This window comes from Anaerotruncus sp. G3(2012) (assembly GCF_000403395.2).
GTDB lineage: Bacteria > Bacillota > Clostridia > Oscillospirales > Ruminococcaceae > Anaerotruncus.
The window spans coordinates 224,263-244,461 of record NZ_KE159674.1; the positions used below are offsets into that span (position 1 = coordinate 224,263).

Consider the following 20,199-nt stretch of genomic DNA (forward strand, 5'->3'; position numbering starts at 1 on the left):
CGGACAGGATGGATGTAGATCTGATCTTTAAAATCGCAGCGATCGGGATTATTGTAGCGGTGCTCAACCAGGTGCTGATCCGGTCGGGACGGGAGGAGCAGGCGATGATGACCACGTTGGCGGGGCTGATCGTTGTACTGATGATGGTGATTGTGCAGATCAATACCCTGTTCGAGACGGTCAAAAACGTATTCGGGCTGTACTGATGGATATGCTGAAAATCACCGGCTTGGCGGTTGTGGCGGTCTCACTGTCGGTGCTGCTGCGTCAAAAGAATCCGGAATATTCCCTGATGCTCTCACTTGCGTCGGGAATCCTCATCATCTCCATGCTGATCAGCTCCGCATCTCCGCTCTTTGAACGGATCGGGGGCCTGTTGGAAGCGAGCGGGGCGCAGGCAGAGTATGTGCAGATTCTGTTCAAGTCACTGGGGCTTTGCTTTGTGACCCAGATCGCCTGTGACGGATGCCGCGACCTGGGGGAAACGGCGATTGCATCGAAGGTGGAGACAGCGGGAAAGATATCGGTGCTGCTGGTCAGCCTGCCGCTGTTCGAACAGGTGCTCTCGATCGTCAATAGTCTGATCGGATAGGGAGGGGTAGAATGAAACGCACGTTTTTTTGTCTGCTGCTCTCGATGGTTCTGGTCTGCTTTTGTGGGATTACACTTTCCGCACAGCAAGCCCCCGAACAGGAGGATGAGGTTTACCGGCAGCAAATGGAAGCATCGGGTGCGGATGAGCTGCTGGACCATGCACCGGAACAGGCGAAGAGCCTGCTGGAAAGGGTAGGGATCGAGGCAGTGGATTATAGAAAGCTGCTTACGCTCTCGCCATCCGATTTTTTCAAGGAGATATGGGGGGCTGTGCGGGAGCGGGTACGGATGCCGCTGACCGTCTTTGGCTCGGTGCTGGGAATCATCCTGCTCTGCTCTCTGCTCGACTGCCTCAGAATTTCCCTGTGGGATGGAACGCTGAACACGGTGTTTACGGCAGTTTCGGTGGTCTGCATTGCGGCGGCGATTGCATCCCCGATCATCGACTGCATCACAACGACCGCTCGTGCGATCGAGGACTGTTCGACCTTCCTTCTATCGTTTATCCCAGTGTTTTCCTCGGTCGTGACGGTGAGCGGACAGCCGGTGACTGCGACCACCTATACGGCATTCCTTTTTATGGCCTGCCAGATTGTTTCACAGATCGTTTCCGGAACGTTGGTTCCGCTCATGGGAATCTATTTGGCGTTTTGCATCACCGGGAGCCTTGCGCCGGGGTTGGACGTTGCTGCGGTTTCCCGCGTCATCAAATCAACCGTGAGCTGGGCGTTGGGGCTTCTGCTGACCCTGTTCGTTGGGCTGCTTTCACTCCAGACAATGGTTGCATCCGGGAGCGATACGGTGGTTTCCAAGACGGCCAAGTTCCTGATCGGAAGTTTCGTTCCAGTGATTGGAGGCGCACTTTCGGATGCGTTCGCAATGACACAGGGGTATATGCGTCTGCTGCGGACGACGGTAGGGGCCTTTGGAATCCTGATCGCCCTGCTGACTTTCCTGCCGGTTTTTCTACAGACAACGGCCTGGTATCTGGCGGTCAACCTGACATCCGCGGTCAGTGAGATGCTGGGGATTAAGCCGATTGCGGAAATTCTGAAAAGCTCTTCCGCAACACTGGGCGTACTGGTTGCGGTGATCCTCTGTTTTGCGCTTCTGGTGATTATCTCAACCTCGCTGGTTCTAATGACGTCGATGGGGGTATAAACTGATATGGAGGAGATTCGGCAATGGGCCTTTGGCATCTGCGCTGCTGCGGTCGCCTGCGGGCTGACACAGATGATCCTGCCAAAATCGAGTATGCAGCGGGTGTTTGGGATTACATCGAGTGTCTTTTTTCTGGTATGCCTGCTTTCACCGGTTGCGCTCGTGCCGCTGACCCTCGACATTACCACACAGGAGGAATTTCAGCAGGAGGCGGACCGGCGTGCGGACCGTCTGCGGCTGATGGTAGAGGAACAGCAGAAGGATGCCATATCCGAAAGCGTGCGGCTGGCAGCAGCGGATCTTCTGGAAGATATGGGGGTCGAATATCGGAAAATTTACATAAATGTACATGAGGACGGGGAAGGCGGCATATCTATTAGTGAGTGCGAAGTGGAACTGGATGAAAGCTGGTTTCCGCGCCATCAGGAGATTCGGGAGGCCCTGCTCGACCGTTTGGGGGTAAACGTGCTCATAGGATATAAAAAGGAGTGACCGCATGGATGGGAACAGCAAGTCTGCAGTCTTGCAGAAAAAAGTTACCGCATTTTTCAGAGGAAGAAAACATCAGGCCGTTCTTTTCCTCGGGATAGCGGGGATGCTGATGATCCTGCTTTCTTCCGTACTCCCTAAAAAGCAGTCTGAACCGATGCAGTCAGGCGGAGAGCTGGACACACAGGTTTACATAGGGCAGTTGGAGGATCGGTTGACCAGGCTGATCGGAAAGATCGAGGGGGTGGGAAGATGCGAGGTAATGATTACCGCTGCCAATGGTGTGGAATATATCTATGCGATCGAAGAGTCACAGAATTCCAACGAAACCAACAGCTACGAGGGGGATGAGATGAAAAAACAGACGCAGCAGCAGAACACCGAACAAAAGTATATCGTAATGGATGCGGGCAGCGGAAAAAAAGAAGCGCTGCTGAAAACATGGAAGCAGCCAGCGATTCAGGGGGTGGTGGTGGTCTGCGAGGGCGCGAAGAGCGTTGTTGTGCAGGAGCGGGTGACACAGGCGGTTACTACTGCGCTCGGCATCCCTTACAATAAAGTATGCGTGACAAAAATCAGTTAATAAAGTGAGGAGGAACCCCGTATGAATATGATTATTGGCAAAAAACAGATTATCTTGGCATCGCTCGTGGTAGGGCTTGGACTGGCGGTCTATGTCAACTACCAGTTTGCGCAGGCAGACGGCATGCTCACAGCGACTTCTGCTGTTGAGGAAAGCGATAAAAACTATGGGGACGCACAGCTGGTAGATTCTAAGGACTCATCGGTTGATAGCGACGGGGAAGCCTATTTTGCAGAGGCGAAGGTCACCCGCCAGCGCTCGAGGGACGAATCGGTCGAGACGCTCAAAAATATGATGCAGGATGCCCAGATTGACGCGGATCTGAAGGCGGAGATGGCCCTAAAAGCGACCGAGGTGGCAAAGTCGATCGAAACCGAAGGGAAGATCGAAAATCTGATTAAAGCGAAAGGGTTCGATGACTGCATGGTCTATTATGACACCGAGGGTGTGGATGTTGTGGTCAAGACCGACGGTTTGGAAGCAGCGCAGGTTGCACAGATGAAGGACATCATCCTCAAGGAAACGAGTATTCCCGTGGAGAATATCTCGATCGTCGAGATCAATTAGGGATGTCCCAGAATCAGTTCACAAAAAAGCCCGCTTGAAAAGCGGGCTTTTTCTCTGTGTTTCAGAGCGGAAGCATTGGAAAATCAAATACACAGACGACAGATACACTCTGGATACAGACGGGAGGTTGCACACGGCTTATTCTTTTTCAGAGTGCTGACCGGAAAGCGGCTCAACTTCCAGATAGGCTTTCAGATAGTCGATGCGTTCACCACCCTCTTTCGCAGTGAGCAGGTAACGGGCCAGCAGACAGCCGGTTTGATAGCGGGTCTGGAGCTTGGTCAGCGTCTGGATTACGTCACTTTCATAGTCCCGGTCCACTTTTTCCCGGATCAGGAAGGTGATAAAATGGGTTCCAGGACATTTTTTCCAAATCAGATTTTGTCCACTGTATGACGAGGAAACGATGATGCTGCGGACTTCGGTAGACATATCCTTTGTATTGAAATACCGCACATAGCAGGACGGGTCCTGAACGTACTGAATGAGCTTATCCTGTTCGAAATAGTCGAAGGTAGCCACCGCATCGAAGGGGACTTCTTCCTCAGAGGTACCGAGCAGCATCAGCTGCTGAACCGCTTCCAGATGCTGGAGCTGGTTTTGGGTGCGGCGGTACATCTGCCCATAGCTTCGGATTCTCTGTTTCAGATGGAGCTGGACCTCCTCTATCTGCCGGGTGTACTGCTCAAGCGTACACTCCTCCATCTCATGTACATTGGAAACCGGAATGCCCAGATTTCTGAAAAAGATCACGTTGGCAATCCGCATCAGGTCCCGAACGGTATATTGGCGGTATCGGTTGGCCCCTTTCTTCACCGAAAAGAGCCCCTTTTCTTCCCAAAATCGAAGGGTGGGAGCTGGGACATTGAGAAGTTGTGCAATTTCACGAATGGAAAACAATTTATTCATGCGATTCACCGAAAAGTTTTTCTCCATTATACCAGTTTCTGCATTGACATTCAAGCTACTTGAATGTGTATAATTTGTTAAGAAGCGCGCTGTAACCATAAAAAATCTTTAGAGAAATGAGGAGAAGGTATGGAAACTGCCAAGAAAAAACGCTTTCAATTTAAGATGCCCCATAACTATGTCATTCTGATTTCAATCATGTTCCTGATGCTCATTTTGACCCATCTTATCCCTGCGGGCGAGTACCAGCGGGTGGAGGACCCGGTGTCGGGCAAAATGATTGTTGTACCTGGTTCCTACACGACGATTGAGGCAGATGCCCCGGGGCTTTTTGACCTGTTCCTGGCTCTTGAGCAGGGATATGTGGAAGCTGCCGATATCATGTTCCTTATCATCTTCGCATATGGCTTTGTCTATGTGCTGACCAAAAATGGCACGATGGACGCCGCGCTGGGTACAATGGTAAAGAAGGTGGGAAATCAGGTGCAGATTCTGATTCCCATTACGATGCTCATTCTGGGCATTCTAGCTTCCACAATGGGTATCTATGAAGAGGTGTATGGCCTGTTCCCGGTGTTTGTAGGTATCTTTTTAGCATTGGGCTACGACTCGCTGGTGGGTGGAGCCACCATCTTCCTGGGCGTGTCGATTGGTTATGCCGCCGGTACTACCAACCCATACAACGTGGCTGTAGCACAGGATGTAGCCGGCGTGGACCTGTACTCTGGCATGTGGATGCGCTGGCTGGTATTTTTCGTGTTCGAGGCGGTTACCATTGTCTATCTGATGCGCTATGCCCGTAAGGTCAAGGCCGACCCCACCAAGTCGGTTCTGTACGGCTTGGATATGGATCAGGTGGAGCGCAAGAATCTGGAAGACCTGAACGAAGTCAAGATGACTGGACGTCAGAAACTGTGCCTGCTGCTTTTCTTCGGCACCATCGCATTCCTGCTGTATGCGGTACTGGAGCTGGGCTGGTATGTGGATGAGATTTCTGCGCTGTTCCTTATGTCCATGGTAGCAGCCGGTATCATCAGCGGCTATTCCGCCACTGAAATCTGTAAAACATTTATTGAATCTACCAAATCTATGGTATCCTCCATGCTGGTGGTCGGTTTTACCAGAGGTATTACCATTCTAATGAAACAGGGCTGCATCACCGATACCATCGTCTACGGTCTGGTCAGCCTGCTGGAAGGCGGCAGCAAGTACATAGCTGCTTATGGTATGCTGATTGTGCAGAATCTGATTAAATTCTTCATCAACGGTTCTACCAGCCAGGCAACCATCACCATGCCGATCATGGCGCCTACTGCGGAACTGGTTGGCCTCAGCAAGCAGATCGCGGTTATGGCTTATCAGTTCGGCAACGGCTTCGCAGATTTCTTCTGGCCCACTGGCTGCGCACTTTGCTGCGGATTGATGGGAGTGCCCCTCAACAAGTGGTACAAGTTTGCAACCCCGCTTTTCCTGATCTTTGTTGTGCTGGAGTTTGCATTCCTGACTTTTGCGGTAGCGATCGGCTATTGTTGATCCCGAAAGCTGTTTCGCCCTTCCCGAAAGGACTGCCAGAGCGGCGGTTTCGGATGCGGGGCAGTTTTTCACGCGCATATCAAAAATAGAGGGCAAAAAGGATATGGGATACCCGTATCCTTTTTGCAGCGTCTCACGGAAGAAAGGAGAATCTGAAATGCTGATTCAAAAAGGAAATGTTCTTCTCTTTGAGGAGAATGGATTTGCAGTACGGGACATCCGGGTGGAAGAAGGAAAGATCGTGGAGATTGCCCCTTCGATTCCCCCCCGGGAGGGAGAAACCTGCTATGATGCGTCCGGAAAATACGTAACTCCCGGACTGATTGACGCCCACAGCCACATCTGTATCAGTGAGGAAGGAATGGGCGATGTGGGGGACGACTGCTGCGATTACTCCGGATCGTTGACCCCTGAGCTGGAAGTGCTGGATGGCCTGTATCCTTTTGACCGGGCAGTTGCGGAGTCGGTGCGTTCCGGCGTCACCTGTGCCTGCGTGTGCCCGGGCAGCGATGGCGTAGTGGGCGGCGTATCTTCAGTGATCCGGCTGGCTGGTTCGGTGGCGGACAGGATGCTGGTGCGCCGGTATGCAGCTATGAAGTGCAGCCTGGGGGAGAACCCCAAGTGTGCCAAACACGGCTTTGCTTCCCGTATGGGCGTGGCATGGCAATTCCGCAAATGCCTGGAGGATGCGCTGGACTATCGTCACAGCAAAGAGGAAGCCCAGGCATCGGGCAGCTATTTTAAAACAGACAGAGGCATGGAGCATATGCTTTTGGTGCTGGATAAAAAAATGCCGATCCATGTCCATGCCCATCGTTCGGACGATATCTGCACTGCAGTCCGTCTGGCGCAAGAGTATGATCTGGACATGGTGCTGGTCCATGGGACCGATGCGATCCCTGTGGCAGATTATCTGGCAGAATTCTCCTATCCGGTGATTGTGGGTCCCGGCATGACTCCCCGTTCCAAACATGAGACCTGGGACAAAACCTATGAAACCGCCGGCATATTGCATAAGGCAGGCATTAAGGTGTGCATTACGGCCGATCATGATGTGACGCCCTTGTATTTCCTGTCTGTTTATGCGGGACTGGCTGTACGTCATGGCCTGGATGAGATAGAGGGGCTGAAGGCAGTTACACTCAATCCTGCTCAGGTTCTGGGGATTGATGACCGGAAAGGCCAGCTGAAAGCTGGGCTGGATGCCGATATTGTAATCTGGTCGGAGCATCCTTTCGCCTGCAAGGCAAAGCCGGAGCAGGTATTTTTGGAGGGTACCGCGGTTTGATCGTCCAAAAATCGGCTGCGTTGTAGGTTCTCTGAAAGAATGCGGAACTGAGGACTGCATGGTTTCCCCGCATAAGGCTGTTGCCAGTGGCCTTATGCGGGTTCCATACAGAAGGAAGTGTGCTCTTTGCACATTTAAAGACCTGTCACTGCAAAGTAACCTGTTATTTTGCAGTGCTTTGACTATAGTAGCTGTGAAACCTTTCCATCCCTTTGTTTGCAAACAAGTCCAAAGTTTTACCCGTTTTTTCACTGCCGCTGTAGCGGTGTACAAAGGCCAACCGGCGCAGGAACGGCGCTTTTTAGGCCAGAGTAAAAAACGCGGGGCCGGGGACAGCACCCCGCCGCCGTACGCACTGCAAGCCGCAGCGTTTTGAGCGCTATTGTCGAAGGCGGCTATCAGTGCTAGGTGTGGAGGAACGCGTTTCCTGAGAACCGCTTTTTTGGGGGTGAATTACCGCCCTCTGGGCGGTAAAAAGAGGGGGCTTAAAGCCCCCTCTGCTAAAGAAAAGGAATAGGTTCTGACAGGATCCCCGGTTATGACGAAGGAGTGTATCCGCTTGGATAATCTGAAAAATAAGCTGTTACGCATCAAAATGCCGCATACCTATGTCCTGCTGACGATGATATTGCTGTCAGTTGTTGTATTGACCTATCTGATCCCTGCCGGCGAATACGACCGGGTATTGGACGAGATAAGTGGGAAGATGGTGGTGCTGCCGGAGTCGTTCCACTATGTGGAAGGGATTCGGCCCGGTTTTTTTGATATTTTTTTGGCGCTTCAGCGTGGTTATGTCAGTGCGGCAAATATCCTGTTCCTGATCGTGTTTGCCTATTCCTATGTCTATCTTCTTACTGAAAACGGAACGCTGAATCGAGCAATTCAGGTGTTGGTGCGGTGTCTGGGCAGTCGCACCTACCTTCTGATCCCAGTGTGTATGCTTCTGTTTGGCCTGCTGGGGGCGACTTTGGGTATCTTTGAGGAGACCTATGGTTTGGTCCCGGTGTTTATCGGCATTATGACTGCATTGGGCTATGATCCTCTGGTGGGGGGAGCGATGGTTTATGTCGGAGTCGCGACCGGTTTTGCCGCAGCGCTGACCAATCCCTTCTCGGTAGGGATTGCGCAGAGCATCGCGGAAGTGCCAATCAATTCCGGTCTTTGGTATCGAGGAGTCATCTTTGTGGTGTTCCAGATGGTGGCCATTTGGTATGTGATGCGGTATGCACGTCGGGTCAAGGCTGATCCAACCAGATCTGTCCTGTATGGTGAGCCTTATGAGGTGCAGATTCCCGCTCCAAAGGATGGGGAAGAGGATGCGTTTACCCTGCGGCAGAAGCTCTGTCTGGTATTGTTCTTTTTGACCATCGGTATTTTATTGTATGGTACCACCCAGTTGGGCTGGTACATTGACGAGATTGCCGCCATGTTTCTGATGATGATGGTGATTACTGGTGTGGTAGGGGGATATTCTGCGACACAGATCTGCCAGAGCTTTATAGCCTCCACCAAAAGTGTAGTGCCTTCCATTCTGGTGATCGGCTTTACGCGGGGCATTTTGCTCACGATGCAGAATGCCATGATTTCCGATACGATCGTCTATGGTCTTGCGCGCATGTTGAGCTATTCCAATCGGGTCTTTTCCGCAGTGGGGATGCTGGTTTTGCAGAATGTCATCAACTTTTTTATTACGGGTTCTTCCAGTCAGGCTACCATCACTATGCCCATTATGGCGCCGGTGGCGGATATTGTGGGAATCAGCCGGCAGACGGCGGTGCTCTGCTACTGCTTTGGAGATGGGTTTTCTGATATGTTCTGGCCAACTGCCTGTTCTCTGGAATGTGGCTTGATGGGGGTGTCCCTGAATAAATGGTATAAATTTATGGCGCCTCTATTCGCTATTATGGTGGTATTGCAGGTGGTCTTTATTGGTATCTCAGTTTATGTGTATTGATCTTTAACCGTGTGGATGGGGGGGATAAGGTCAGGCGTTTCTGAATGGGCCGGAAAGGCTTTGTGAAAGGTTTATTTACGATTGCAGAAATTCGCCGAGGGCTGGAAAGCTTTCGGCGATTTTTTTCTCCTCAAAATCTGAAGTGGAGAAGTTCGCGTTCAGTCTGATGGAAATAGATGTTTCACTTCTCTTTATTTCTTGTTTCTCAGAATATCCTGTTTTTTCGCGCATAACGATACAGCTTAAGGTGTTGTTATCTCAACAGATTTGTGGTATAATAGCTGCAAAACAGCTATTATACCCGAGTTATGGCCAGGACGATGCGCAGGCAGAGGCTGCTCCCGTCCCGATGGCCAATTATACCATATCGCTCCGCGATTATGGTAATAGCTGCAAAACAGTTATTATGCCATAGTTATGGCCAGTATAGCTAGGATAGCTAGGATGATGCGCAGGCAGAATCTGCTCCCGCCCCTACGCCAGTTATATCAGAACGATTGCAAAGCTAGGCTGTAATCATCGCAGCTTCTATTTTAAGCAGAGAAATAAAAGGAGGATGGATATGCACAACCATCATGAGAGCAATCAGACGGCAGGAAATCTGAAGATTTCCCGTGAAGTTATCGCAACCATTGCGCGTTATGCGGCGCTTGAGATCGAGGGGATCGATTCGTTAGCTTCGTTTACCTCCAACATCAAAGGATGGCTGCTGAAAAAACAGTCTGCCCGCCCCATCTTAATCGAGTTGAATGACGATCTTGCAATTATTGACATCCATGTCAATGTAAAAGCAGGCGTCAATATTCCGGAAGTCTCGGAAAAAGTGCAGGCAACGGTAAAGGAAGCGGTACAGAATATGACCGGGATCGCGGTTTCACGGGTCAACATCAACATTGCCGGCATCATCTTCGATGAACCGCCTCTGCTTTTTTCCTCAGCAGAGCAGGAATAAAACGATTAGATGCCCTCCACAAGGGAGGGCGTTGTATTGTGTATTGCTACAGGTTGGAAACAGACGCACTGGTTTGTATAGTGGGAAGAACCTCCTTTGGCAATGAAATCCGAAAAGAAGCCGCATTTGAAACTGCCTGGCTGGGAAGCAGGAGTTAGGAGAAACGATATGAAACGCAGCGAATCCCGTGAGATTGCCTTTACCCTGATCTTTGAACGTTCGTTTAAGGATGAGACGATCGACGAGATCATTGAACAGGCGGTGGTTGGGCGCAACATTGAGGTGGATGATTATGCATATCATCTTGCGAAGGATGTTTCCGATCACATGCCGTGGCTGGATGCCTCGATTGCAAAATATTCAAAAAAGTGGAAGCTCAACCGGATGTCACGGGTTGCGCTTTCGATTCTTCGGATGAGTCTTTGGGAGATTGACCACGAGGACACAGTGCCAGTAGGCGCTTCCATCAACGAAGCGGTGGAACTGGCAAAAAGATACGGAAACGATGATGACTTTTCCTTTGTCAATGGGGTGCTTGGTGCTTATGTGCGCGAGGAAGGGAAAGAGTCTCCCGAGCTGATCCCAGAGAAACAGGATGCCGGACAGATACTTCCCGATGCGGCGGAGGCCGTCATTTCCGGGGTCGAAGAGTAAAGCGATGGCATACTATCTTGGGCTGGATACCAGCAACTATACCAGTTCCGTTGCCCTTTATAACAGCCAGGCACGTCAGGTCATACAGCAGAAAAAGCTGCTCCCAGTAAAACAGGGCACGCTTGGACTTCGCCAAAGTGATGCGGTTTTTGCACATGTGAAACAGCTTGGCGCGCTGGTCAGAGAATTGATGGCACAGGAATCTGTCCGGCTGGACGGTGTGGGGGTATCGGTGCGTCCGCGGGATCAGGAAGGCTCCTATATGCCCTGCTTTCTGGTGGGAGAGCTGGTAGCCGAGTCGATTGCCTCGGTCTGCGGGATACAGATTTCCAGGTTTTCTCACCAGGCAGGGCACATTGCTGCTGCGCTTTTTTCCGCGGGACAGCTTGGTCTCCTGGGTCAAAGATTCGCGGCATTCCACCTATCGGGTGGGACGACTGAATGCCTGCTGGTACAACCTGATCCGCAGTGGATTTTTTCGGTGGAGCTGGCTGCGCAATCACTCGATCTGAAAGCGGGACAGGCGGTCGATCGGGTCGGCAGGATGCTCGGCTTGCCATTCCCGGCAGGCCGGCAGTTGGAAGCGTTGGCACTGCAATCGGAGCGGAGATTCCGGATCCGTCCAGCAATGAAGGGCCGCGATTGTTCGCTTTCCGGTATCCAGAACCAGTGTGAAAGGATGCAAAAGGCCGGAGAACCTGCATGCGACATCGCCCGCTTCTGTATCGAAAGCATCCTTGCTGTAGTGGATCGCATGACCGAACAGATACAGGAATCGGAGGGGAACTTGCCGGTGATCTATTCGGGCGGGGTGATGTCCAATCGGATCATTCGCGAGCGGATCACGGGGAAATATGGCGGTTTTTTTGCGGAGCCGCAGTTCTCCTCTGACAATGCAGCGGGAATCTCAATTTTGGCGATGCTCGCACAGACGGGCGGTGTACCAAAATGAACCAGCCGATGGTGGTGAGCGTCTCCCAACTTAACCAATATGTCAAGTCGGTCCTGCAATCAGACCATCTGCTTAATGGCCTGATGGTGCGGGGGGAGATTTCTAATTTTACCCGGCATTATAAGTCGGGGCATCTGTATTTTACGCTGAAAGATGACAACGCTGCCATCAAAGGGGTGATGTTCCGCAGTTATGCGGCGCAGCTTGCGTTTTCCCCCGAAAACGGAATGGCAGTTGTGGTCAGCGGGTCGGTCTCGCTCTACGAGCGGGATGGAAGTTACCAGTTTTATGTGACAGACATGCAGCCGGACGGGATCGGCGCGCTCCATCTCGCATTCGAGCAGCTCAAGGAGAAGCTGTCTCAGGAGGGCCTGTTCGATCAGATGCGCAAACGCCCGTTGCCGCCTTATCCCGAGCGGATCGGAATTGTGACCAGCGAAGGGGCCGCTGCACTTCAGGACATGCTGAATATCCTTTCCCGTCGGTATCCGGTGGCAAGGGTGGTGCTTGTGCCGGTACAGGTGCAGGGAAACGGTGCAGCTCAGACGATTATTGAGGGAATCCGTCTGCTCAATCGGAAGAATGCGTGCGATGTTATGATCGTCGGGCGGGGTGGTGGCTCGATAGAAGACCTGTGGCCGTTTAACGATGAGCAGCTCGCGCGTACGATTGCTGCAAGTGCGATACCGGTAGTTTCGGCGGTCGGGCACGAAACCGATTTCACGATTGCCGACTTTGCAGCGGACCTGCGCGCGCCGACTCCTTCCGCAGCTGCCGAATTGGTCGCGCCCAATCTGCCCGATCTGCAATATTATCTGCTGGAGCTGGGTCGGAAATGTGAGGAGCTGACGGTCGGTAGGATCGCGTTTTTCCAACACCGCTTAGATACAGCAAAAAGCCGGCTTTTGGCCCCGGATCATCTCCTGAACCAATATGTACAAAAGTTGTCTTTTTTACAGGATGCGATTTGGAAATCCACCTGTCGGAAGCTGTCCGATGCGGAAACTGGCCTGCGGCATCTGGCAGAGCTGCTCGAAGCGCGCAGCCCGGTGAAGCTGCTGGAACGAGGGTACAGTCTCACAGCGGTTGAGGGCAAGACTGTATTATCGGTTGCGCAGGTGCAGGTGGGAAATCAGATGGTCACCCGGCTGACGGACGGTGAGGTCTATTCGACAGTGAGTGGGATAAAGGAGAAAAAACAATGAGCAAATCCATAACACTGGAAGGAGCCGTTGGACGGCTGGAAGAGATTCTGGCGCGGATGAACGGTGAAATTTCGATAGATGAGTCGATCAAGCTCTACGGAGAAGCGGTAAAGCTGATTGATTTTGCGAACGGGAAGCTGGAGACGGCCAGATTAAAGGTGGAAAAACTGACAGCACCAAAGGAGGCAGGGGATGAACCGGTTTGAACAACAGCTGAGAGACGACGCGCAGAGGACGAACCAGGCGTTGTATGCCTGCCTGAAAACCAGCGGAAGAGACCCGCAGGAGGCAGTCTTTCAGGCGATGCGATACAGCCTGCTCGATGCTGGAAAACGCCTGCGCGCTGCTTTGGTTCTCGAATTTGGGCGGATGTCGGATGCAGATCCAGAAGGTGCAATGTCTCTTGCCTGTGCGGTGGAGATGGTGCACGCTTATTCATTGATTCATGACGACCTTCCCTGTATGGATAACGACGATTTCCGGCGCGGAAAGCCCTCCTGCCACAAGGCATTCGGGGAGGCCAATGCTCTGCTCGCTGGGGATGGACTGCTGACGTTGGCATTTGAAACGGCAGCATCTGCGAATCTGCCGGAATCTGCGCGGCTGGAAGCGGTGCGGATTCTCTCACAGGCAGCAGGCGTCGCTGGGATGATCGGCGGGCAGGTGATCGACCTGGAAAGCGAAGGCAGGCAGATCAGCGCAGAACTGCTGGACACCCTGTATGCACTGAAAACAGGTGCATTGCTGCGCGCGGCGGCAGCGCTCGGCTGTATCGCCGGAAATGCGCCGCAGGCTATCCACAGCGCCGCAGACGCTTATGCCACTGCTTACGGACTTGCATTCCAGATCACAGACGACATCCTGGATGTAGTGGGCGATGCTGAAAAGCTGGGAAAGCCGGTCGGGAGCGACGGAGAAAACAGAAAGACCACTTATGTAACCCTGTTTGGGATAGATGGAGCGCGTCAGCGAGCTGCGGAGCAGATTCAGAGAGCGATGCGGAGTGTGGAACAGCTCCCGGATAATGGATTTCTGCTCTGGCTGGCAGAGTTGGTCCTGACGCGGGACCACTGATGGTACGGACAATCTAGGAGGCGTTTGGATGGATTTTCTGAGAAGTTTAACGGGAAATTATATCATCAATATTGGGTTCCTCTCTTGGTTTGCCGCCCAGTTTATCAAGACTTTGCTGGCCTACCTTCCGTCCAGGAAGGTCAGCTGGGAGCGGATGGTCGGCTCCGGCGGGATGCCAAGTTCCCACTCGTCCCTTGTATGCTCGGTAGCGGTCGGGATGGCGCGCAAAACGGGTTTTACTTCCCCGGAGTTTGCACTTGCTGTCGTGCTGGCGGGGATCGTGATGTATGATGCGATGGGTGTGCGTCGTGCGGCGGGCGAGCAGGCCAAGGTGTTGAACAGGATGGCGGTGGACTTTCGAGAGGTGTTCCAGATGCTTCGGGAGGAACTGGATGCGCTGACACGGGGAGAGTCCGACCGTCCGGCCGAGCAACCCAAAACTCTGAAGGAGTTTATTGGACATACACCGCTGGAGGTGCTCTGTGGGGCGGTTTTGGGAATTGTGATTGCACTGGTCGTGCCGGTCTTTTGAGCCGAAAGAGGTGTTTGATTTGGCAAATTTTAACCTGTTGCATACCTTAAAGTTTCCGCAGGACCTGCGGAAACTAAACGAAGAACAGCAGAAAAACCTCTGTTGGGAGATTCGCCAGCGGCTGATCCGTACGCTTTCGAGTACAGGAGGGCATCTCGCCTCAAATTTGGGGGCGGTGGAGCTTACAGTCGCTCTGCATACTGTTTTTGACCTGCCGCAGGATCAGATTGTCTGGGATGTTGGCCATCAGAGCTATACCCATAAGCTCCTGACCGGTCGGCTGAAGAATTTCTCGAAAATCCGCCAGGAAGGCGGTATTTCGGGATTCCCGCGTCCGAGCGAAAGCGAGTATGACGCATTCATCGGGGGACATGCAAGTACATCGGTTTCTGCGGCGTATGGACTTGCGAAGGCAAAAACCCTGACAGGGGACAGGCACCATGTGATTGCGGTCGTGGGAGATGGTGCGTTCACCGGCGGGATGGTCTATGAAGCGCTTAACAACGCGGGCCGAAGCGGGGACCGCCTGATTGTGGTGCTCAATGACAATCATATGTCGATTTCCGAGAGTGTGGGCAGTTTGGCGCGGTATCTTGCGGAAAAACGCACCACTCAAGGGTACGCCCAGCTCAAGGATACGGTGGAACAGGCACTGCTCAAAATCCCGCTGGTCGGAAATACGGCCCGCGATATGATCTATAATTCGAAGGCCCTGCTGCGCCAGACCATCTATCACAGCAACATGTTCGAGGACTTTGGCTTTGACTATCTCGGTCCGGTGGACGGGCATGACATCCCACTCCTGGTCCAGACCTTCCGTCGTGCAAAAGCGCTGGAAAAGCCGGTTCTGGTCCATATCAATACGATCAAGGGGAAAGGCTACCCCTATGCGGAAAAAAATCCATCGACCTTCCATGGCGTCGGGAAATTTGATTACGAGAGTGGGGAATTGAAGCCCTCTTCGGAAAATTTTTCTTCGGTATTTGGGCAGGAACTGGTGCGGCTGGCACAGGAGGATGACCGGATTTGCGCAATCACCGCAGCGATGCAGGGAGGAACCGGTCTGGATGGCTTTGCGAAGCAGTTTGAGCCGAAAAACCGGTTTTTTGATGTGGGGATTGCGGAGGAGCATGCGGTCACTTTTGCCTGTGGTCTGGCGGCAGGGGGGATGCTACCGGTATTTGCGGTTTACTCGACCTTTTTGCAGCGGGGATTCGACCAGTTAATCCACGATGCTGCGATTGAACAGCAGCATGTGCTGCTTGCGGTAGACCGCGCGGGGCTGGTCGGCGATGACGGGGAAACCCATCAGGGAATGTTTGATGCGGCATTCCTGAGTCAAATCCCTGGAACGACAGTTTATTCCCCGGCGACCTTTGCCGATCTCCGCTATGCGATGCAAAAGGCACTGTACGAAACCGATGGGCTTGTGGCAGTGCGGTATCCACGTGGCGGCGAACCGACGTTTTCACCCAAACTGCCGGAAGAACCCGCGGAATGGCTACACCTGAAATACGGGGGGGAGACGCTGGTAATTTCCTACGGACGGGAGTTCGGGGAGGTCTATCGTGCGGCGCAGAGTCTCGCAGAGCGGGGGAAACCGGTCGATCTGCTCAAGCTCCACCAGATCGCACCACTTCCGGAAGCGTGTATCGCATTGGCGAAAAGATACCGGACCATCCTTTTTGTGGAGGAGGGAATCCGCAGCGGCGGCATCGGGGAACATTTTCTGTCCCGGCTCTCGGATGCGGGCTATATCGGCCGTATGACCATCCAAGCGGTGGAGAATCCGTTTCTGCCCCAGATGTCGGTCGCATCTGCGCTGCACCGGTGTGGCCTGGATTCAGACACACTCGAAGAGCAGATTGCAGCGCTCTATTTCTGAAAAATGGGGGCCGATTCTGAATGAAAAAAAGGCTGGATGTTCTTTTGGTGGAGCGCGGACTGTTTCCGAGCAGAGAAAAGGCAAAAGCGGTTATCATGGCGGGACAGGTCTATGTGAACAACCAGAAGGCTGATAAACCTGGAGCCGACTTACCGGAGGATGCTGCGATTGAGGTGCGCGGAGAAACATTGGCTTATGTCAGTCGGGGTGGTCTCAAGCTGGAAAAGGCGATGCAGGTATTTCCGATCGGCCTGAACGGAAAGTGCTGCATGGACATCGGCGCTTCAACCGGTGGATTTACTGACTGTATGCTGCAAAATGGTGCCGCGAAAGTCTATGCGGTGGATGTGGGGTATGGTCAGCTTGCGTGGAAACTGCGAACCGATGAACGGGTGGTCAACCTCGAGCGTACCAATATCCGATATGTGACCGAAGAGCAGGTTCCGGAACCGATAGATTTCCTGAGTATTGATGTTTCGTTTATCTCACTCAAGCTGGTGCTACCGGTTGCGGGGCGCCTCCTCTCCGAAACAGGGCAGGCGGTCTGCCTTGTCAAGCCGCAGTTCGAGGCAGGTCGAGAAAAAGTGGGGAAAAATGGGGTAGTGCGTGAGAGCAAAACCCATATGGAAGTAGTGGAAAACGCTTGTGGATATGCACGAGAAAATGGATTTGCGGTCTGCGGGCTGGATTTCTCCCCGGTGAAAGGCCCGGAGGGAAATATTGAATATCTGATGTATCTGAAAAAAGGTGGGGAGGATCAGGTCAACGGGGAGGAGATCGAACGGGTTGTGCGTCAGTCGCACGAAAAGCTCGACCATCCGCAGAGTGGGGACAGATGATGCAGAAAAAGGTTTTATTGCTGCCGAATCTTACAAAACACAATACAGCGGAACTTGTCCCCAAGATTATCCGTCAGCTCATCCTTTGTGGCTGTCAGCCGCTGGCGTTGACGGAATATGAGGGACGGTTCGGTGGCCTGCAAACCGGGGGCCTGGAGTCGCTTCTTGCGGAATGCGATCTTGTTCTGACAGTCGGCGGGGATGGGACAATTCTGCATGGGGCGAAGCACGCGATGCGGTATGATAAACCTCTGCTCGGCATCAACACAGGGCGGCTTGGATACCTCGCACAGATCGAGCCGAATGAACTCGATTTTCTGGGCAGGCTTGCGGAGGAGGATTATACGATTCAGCAGCGGATGCTGCTCGAAGTGCAGGTCGATGGGAAAGGCCCGACCCTGTATGCGCTGAACGATGCGGTGATTACCAGAGGAGATACGGCGCGTCTGCTCGACCTTGTGATTTCGAGTAAGGGAGGGGTGATCGCCACCTGCCGCGCGGATGGGTTGATCTTTGCGACACCGACTGGCTCAACCGCTTATTCGCTCTCTGCTGGCGGGCCGGTGGTCGCTCCCGGGATTGCGACTATCCTAATGACACCAATCTGTCCGCACTCTCTGAATGACCGTTCGATCCTGTTTCCGCCCGATGTAGAACTGCGGATCTGCTGCCGGTTCAGCAGCGGCAGTGACCGGGCGGCACTGAACATTGATGGGGAACGGGCGGCATCTTTGGATGGGAAGGCAGAGGTGTGGATCAGACGGGCGAAAAGGGTGGCACGATTTATCCAGTTTCCGGAAAAAAATTTCACAGATATATTGAGCCAAAAATTGAAATCGAGGGGATAGGCATGAAAGCAAGACGTCACGCAAAGATATTGGAACTTATCAGCTCTCGTCCGATTGATACGCAGGACGAACTGCTCAATCTTCTGAGTGAGAGCGGATTTCCTGTAACACAGGCAACCATCTCGCGGGACATCAAGGAACTCCGATTGATCAAAACGCTCACTGCGGACGGAAAATACCATTATACCGCGCACACCAGCTCCCCAAAAAGCGAAATTTCTGACAAATTTCTACTGATCTTTTCGGAGGCGGCGCGGGAAATTGATTCGGCAGGAAACATGCTTGTGATTAAATGTTATACCGGTATGGCGAATGCAGCGTGTGCTGCGCTCGACACGCTGCACTGGAGCGGTGTGGTCGGGACGCTTGCAGGGGATGACACCATCTTTATGGTGATGCGGGACGAACAGAACGCGCGGGAACTGGTGACCCAGCTCCGCAAAATGATGGCCCAGGCCGGGGCCTGATTCTCAGGGCGAATGAGGTGAAACAAAGGGATGCTTTCTCAATTATACATCAAGAATGTCGCAGTCATCAGCGAAGCGTCGATCGGTCTGCAGCCGGGCCTGAACGTGTTTACCGGTGAGACCGGTGCGGGAAAGACCATTCTGATCGGCGCAATCAATGCGGTGCTGGGGGAGCGGGTTTCCAAGGAGATGATCCGGACCGGGGAGACGCGCGCGACAATTTCCGCGTTGTTTACAGGGCTTTCTCCGGCAGCGGAACAGGCGCTCGCCGAGGCGGGGTATCCGGTCGAAGAGAACGCGGTGCTGATTCACAGGGAAATCTCCGCAGATGGAAAATCCTCCTGTAAGATTGATGGCAGGCCCGCGACAGCTGCGATTTTGCGTTCGGTTTCTGCGCTGCTCATCAATGTCCATGGGCAGCACGACAACCAGCAGCTTCTTTCCCCCCAAAAGCATCTCGGTTTTATCGACAGCTATGGGGAGCTGGATGGCCTGGTGCGGGAGTATCAGGCGGCATATCGGGACTATATGCTGGTGCGCCGGGAGCTTGCATCGGTCAACACCGACGAGGCGCAGAAAGCACATCGGATTGACCTGCTTTCCTATCAGGTCAACGAGATCGAAGCGGCGGAACTCCAACCGGGCGAGGAGGAAGAACTGAGGGCACAGCGCAAGCTGATTCAGAATTCCCTGCATGTCACACAGGCGCTGGGCGGTAGCCTTGCGATCCTGGAAGGTGGGGAGGAAGTCCCGAGCCTGACCAGCCTGCTTTCCGAGCTGGCGGAAAATATGACACAGGCGGCAAACTATATGGAAGCAGCCCAGCCGATTGCAGAACGGCTGACAGACATCTCCTACGAACTTGAGGGATTTCCAGGGGAAATTCAGGATCTGATCGACCATTTCGACTGCGACCCCTCCCAGCTTGACGCGATCGAGCGGCGCCTGGACACGATCTACAACCTGAAAAAAAAGTATGGGTCAAGCATCGAGGAGATATTGGAGTTTGGTGCACGCGCAGCAGCCGAGCTGGAGGAGATTGAAACTTCGGATATGCGGATTGAAAAGCTGTCCGCCCAGCTTTCCAGCCTCGAGGAAAAGGCCAGAAGTCAGGCAGAAAGGCTCACACAGGCGCGCACCAAAGCGGCGAAGCTGTTTGTGAAGGCGGTACAGGGAGAATTGATCTTTCTGGACATGCCATCGGTGCAGCTTTCGGTGTGTCAGGAGCACAAGGAGATGTCTTTGGACGGTGCGGACGAGCTGGAATTGTTTATCGCCACCAATGTTGGTGAGCAGGCCAAATCGCTGGCAAAGATCGCGTCCGGAGGTGAGCTTTCCCGGATCATGCTTTCGATCAAAAACGTACTCGCTGACCGGGACAACATCCAGACACTGATTTTTGACGAGGTGGACACTGGTGTTTCCGGGAGCGCTGCGCAGAAGATCGGCAAAAAGCTCGCGCAGGTTGCGGAGAACCGGCAGGTGATCGTGGTTACCCATCTCGCGCAGGTGGCATCGTTTGCGCGCAACCATCTTTTTATCTCCAAGGCCGCGCGGGAGGACCGCACGTTTACTACCATCCGGCCGCTGTCCAGAGAGGAACGCGTACGGGAACTGGCGCGGATCAGCGGCGGGGAAAAGATCAGTGAAATCGCTTTGCGGCATGCGGAAGAAATGCTGCGGGATGCAGGAAACTAGAGGCTGCCCGGGTGA

General features: G+C 53.2%; 22 protein-coding genes. 21 read left to right on the forward strand and 1 reads right to left on the reverse strand.

Annotation, left to right across the window (positions count from 1 at the left end):
• The first annotated feature begins 8 nt into the window (after positions 1-8).
• From spoIIIAC to C814_RS14870, 6 genes are read left to right on the forward strand one after another with little or no spacing between them, the layout of a single operon-like run.
• On the forward strand, positions 9-206 hold the full coding sequence (gene spoIIIAC / locus C814_RS14845; RefSeq protein ID WP_016316174.1) for a stage III sporulation protein AC: 198 nt from the start codon (positions 9-11) through the stop codon (positions 204-206).
• Positions 206-592, forward strand: a complete 387-nt coding sequence (locus tag C814_RS14850) for a stage III sporulation AC/AD family protein (protein WP_016316175.1) — start codon at positions 206-208, stop codon at positions 590-592. Before spoIIIAC ends, C814_RS14850 begins: the two co-directional genes overlap by 1 nt.
• An 11-nt stretch (positions 593-603) precedes the next feature.
• Entirely contained in the window at positions 604-1,755 is a 1,152-nt protein-coding gene (locus C814_RS14855; protein WP_016316176.1) for a stage III sporulation protein AE, read from the forward strand.
• Between the two features lie 6 nt (positions 1,756-1,761).
• Positions 1,762-2,247: a stage III sporulation protein AF gene (locus tag C814_RS14860; RefSeq protein WP_016316177.1), complete on the forward strand. Its 486-nt coding sequence runs from the start codon at positions 1,762-1,764 to the stop codon at positions 2,245-2,247.
• Positions 2,248-2,251: 4 nt separating this feature from the next.
• Positions 2,252-2,827 (forward strand): stage III sporulation protein AG, encoded by a 576-nt coding sequence (locus tag C814_RS14865; protein WP_016316178.1) that lies wholly within the window; start codon positions 2,252-2,254, stop codon positions 2,825-2,827.
• Positions 2,828-2,848: 21 nt separating this feature from the next.
• Complete coding sequence (locus C814_RS14870) at positions 2,849-3,394, forward strand: SpoIIIAH-like family protein (protein ID WP_016316179.1); 546 nt, start codon at positions 2,849-2,851, stop codon at positions 3,392-3,394.
• A gap of 138 nt (positions 3,395-3,532) precedes the next feature.
• Here C814_RS14870 and C814_RS14875 read toward each other — a convergent pair whose 3' ends face one another.
• Positions 3,533-4,402, reverse strand: a complete 870-nt coding sequence (locus C814_RS14875; protein ID WP_081644994.1) for a MerR family transcriptional regulator — start codon at positions 4,400-4,402, stop codon at positions 3,533-3,535.
• Positions 4,403-4,432: 30 nt separating this feature from the next.
• On the opposite strand from C814_RS14875, the gene C814_RS14880 reads away from it, so the two are divergent.
• The 15 genes from C814_RS14880 (at position 4,433) to recN (ending at position 20,184) form a co-directional block, all read left to right on the forward strand.
• Positions 4,433-5,836 (forward strand): YfcC family protein, encoded by a 1,404-nt coding sequence (locus C814_RS14880; protein WP_016316181.1) that lies wholly within the window; start codon positions 4,433-4,435, stop codon positions 5,834-5,836.
• A 157-nt stretch (positions 5,837-5,993) separates the two neighbouring features.
• On the forward strand, positions 5,994-7,124 hold the full coding sequence (locus tag C814_RS14885; RefSeq protein ID WP_016316182.1) for an amidohydrolase family protein: 1,131 nt from the start codon (positions 5,994-5,996) through the stop codon (positions 7,122-7,124).
• 559 nt (positions 7,125-7,683) lie between these two features.
• Complete coding sequence (locus C814_RS14890) at positions 7,684-9,078, forward strand: YfcC family protein (RefSeq protein WP_022788444.1); 1,395 nt, start codon at positions 7,684-7,686, stop codon at positions 9,076-9,078.
• A gap of 562 nt (positions 9,079-9,640) precedes the next feature.
• Complete coding sequence (locus C814_RS14895) at positions 9,641-10,030, forward strand: Asp23/Gls24 family envelope stress response protein (protein WP_016316184.1); 390 nt, start codon at positions 9,641-9,643, stop codon at positions 10,028-10,030.
• 168 nt (positions 10,031-10,198) lie between these two features.
• Entirely contained in the window at positions 10,199-10,684 is a 486-nt protein-coding gene (gene nusB, locus C814_RS0104995) for a transcription antitermination factor NusB (protein ID WP_016316185.1), read from the forward strand.
• Between the two features lie 4 nt (positions 10,685-10,688).
• Positions 10,689-11,636: a Kae1-like domain-containing protein gene (locus tag C814_RS14900; RefSeq protein WP_016316186.1), complete on the forward strand. Its 948-nt coding sequence runs from the start codon at positions 10,689-10,691 to the stop codon at positions 11,634-11,636.
• Entirely contained in the window at positions 11,633-12,841 is a 1,209-nt protein-coding gene (gene xseA, locus C814_RS14905; protein WP_016316187.1) for an exodeoxyribonuclease VII large subunit, read from the forward strand. The genes C814_RS14900 and xseA overlap by 4 nt, the downstream gene beginning before the upstream one ends.
• Positions 12,838-13,047, forward strand: coding sequence for an exodeoxyribonuclease VII small subunit (gene xseB, locus C814_RS14910; RefSeq protein ID WP_016316188.1), 210 nt, complete (start codon positions 12,838-12,840; stop codon positions 13,045-13,047). Before xseA ends, xseB begins: the two co-directional genes overlap by 4 nt.
• Positions 13,034-13,915 carry a polyprenyl synthetase family protein gene (locus C814_RS14915; RefSeq protein WP_016316189.1) on the forward strand — a complete coding sequence of 294 codons (882 nt, stop codon included), beginning with the start codon at positions 13,034-13,036 and terminating at the stop codon, positions 13,913-13,915. The genes xseB and C814_RS14915 overlap by 14 nt, the downstream gene beginning before the upstream one ends.
• Before the next feature lie 28 nt (positions 13,916-13,943).
• On the forward strand, positions 13,944-14,447 hold the full coding sequence (locus C814_RS14920; RefSeq protein ID WP_016316190.1) for a divergent PAP2 family protein: 504 nt from the start codon (positions 13,944-13,946) through the stop codon (positions 14,445-14,447).
• Between the two features lie 10 nt (positions 14,448-14,457).
• Positions 14,458-16,332: a 1-deoxy-D-xylulose-5-phosphate synthase gene (gene dxs / locus C814_RS14925; protein ID WP_369750563.1), complete on the forward strand. Its 1,875-nt coding sequence runs from the start codon at positions 14,458-14,460 to the stop codon at positions 16,330-16,332.
• A gap of 20 nt (positions 16,333-16,352) precedes the next feature.
• Positions 16,353-17,171, forward strand: a complete 819-nt coding sequence (locus C814_RS14930; protein ID WP_016316192.1) for a TlyA family RNA methyltransferase — start codon at positions 16,353-16,355, stop codon at positions 17,169-17,171.
• A complete protein-coding gene (locus C814_RS14935) occupies positions 17,168-18,019 on the forward strand; it encodes an NAD(+)/NADH kinase (RefSeq protein WP_016316193.1) in 852 nt (283 codons plus the stop codon). The genes C814_RS14930 and C814_RS14935 overlap by 4 nt, the downstream gene beginning before the upstream one ends.
• A 2-nt stretch (positions 18,020-18,021) precedes the next feature.
• Positions 18,022-18,486, forward strand: coding sequence for an arginine repressor (locus C814_RS14940; RefSeq protein ID WP_016316194.1), 465 nt, complete (start codon positions 18,022-18,024; stop codon positions 18,484-18,486).
• A 30-nt stretch (positions 18,487-18,516) separates the two neighbouring features.
• Positions 18,517-20,184 (forward strand): DNA repair protein RecN, encoded by a 1,668-nt coding sequence (gene recN / locus C814_RS14945; RefSeq protein WP_016316195.1) that lies wholly within the window; start codon positions 18,517-18,519, stop codon positions 20,182-20,184.
• The last annotated feature ends 15 nt before the right edge of the window (positions 20,185-20,199 follow it).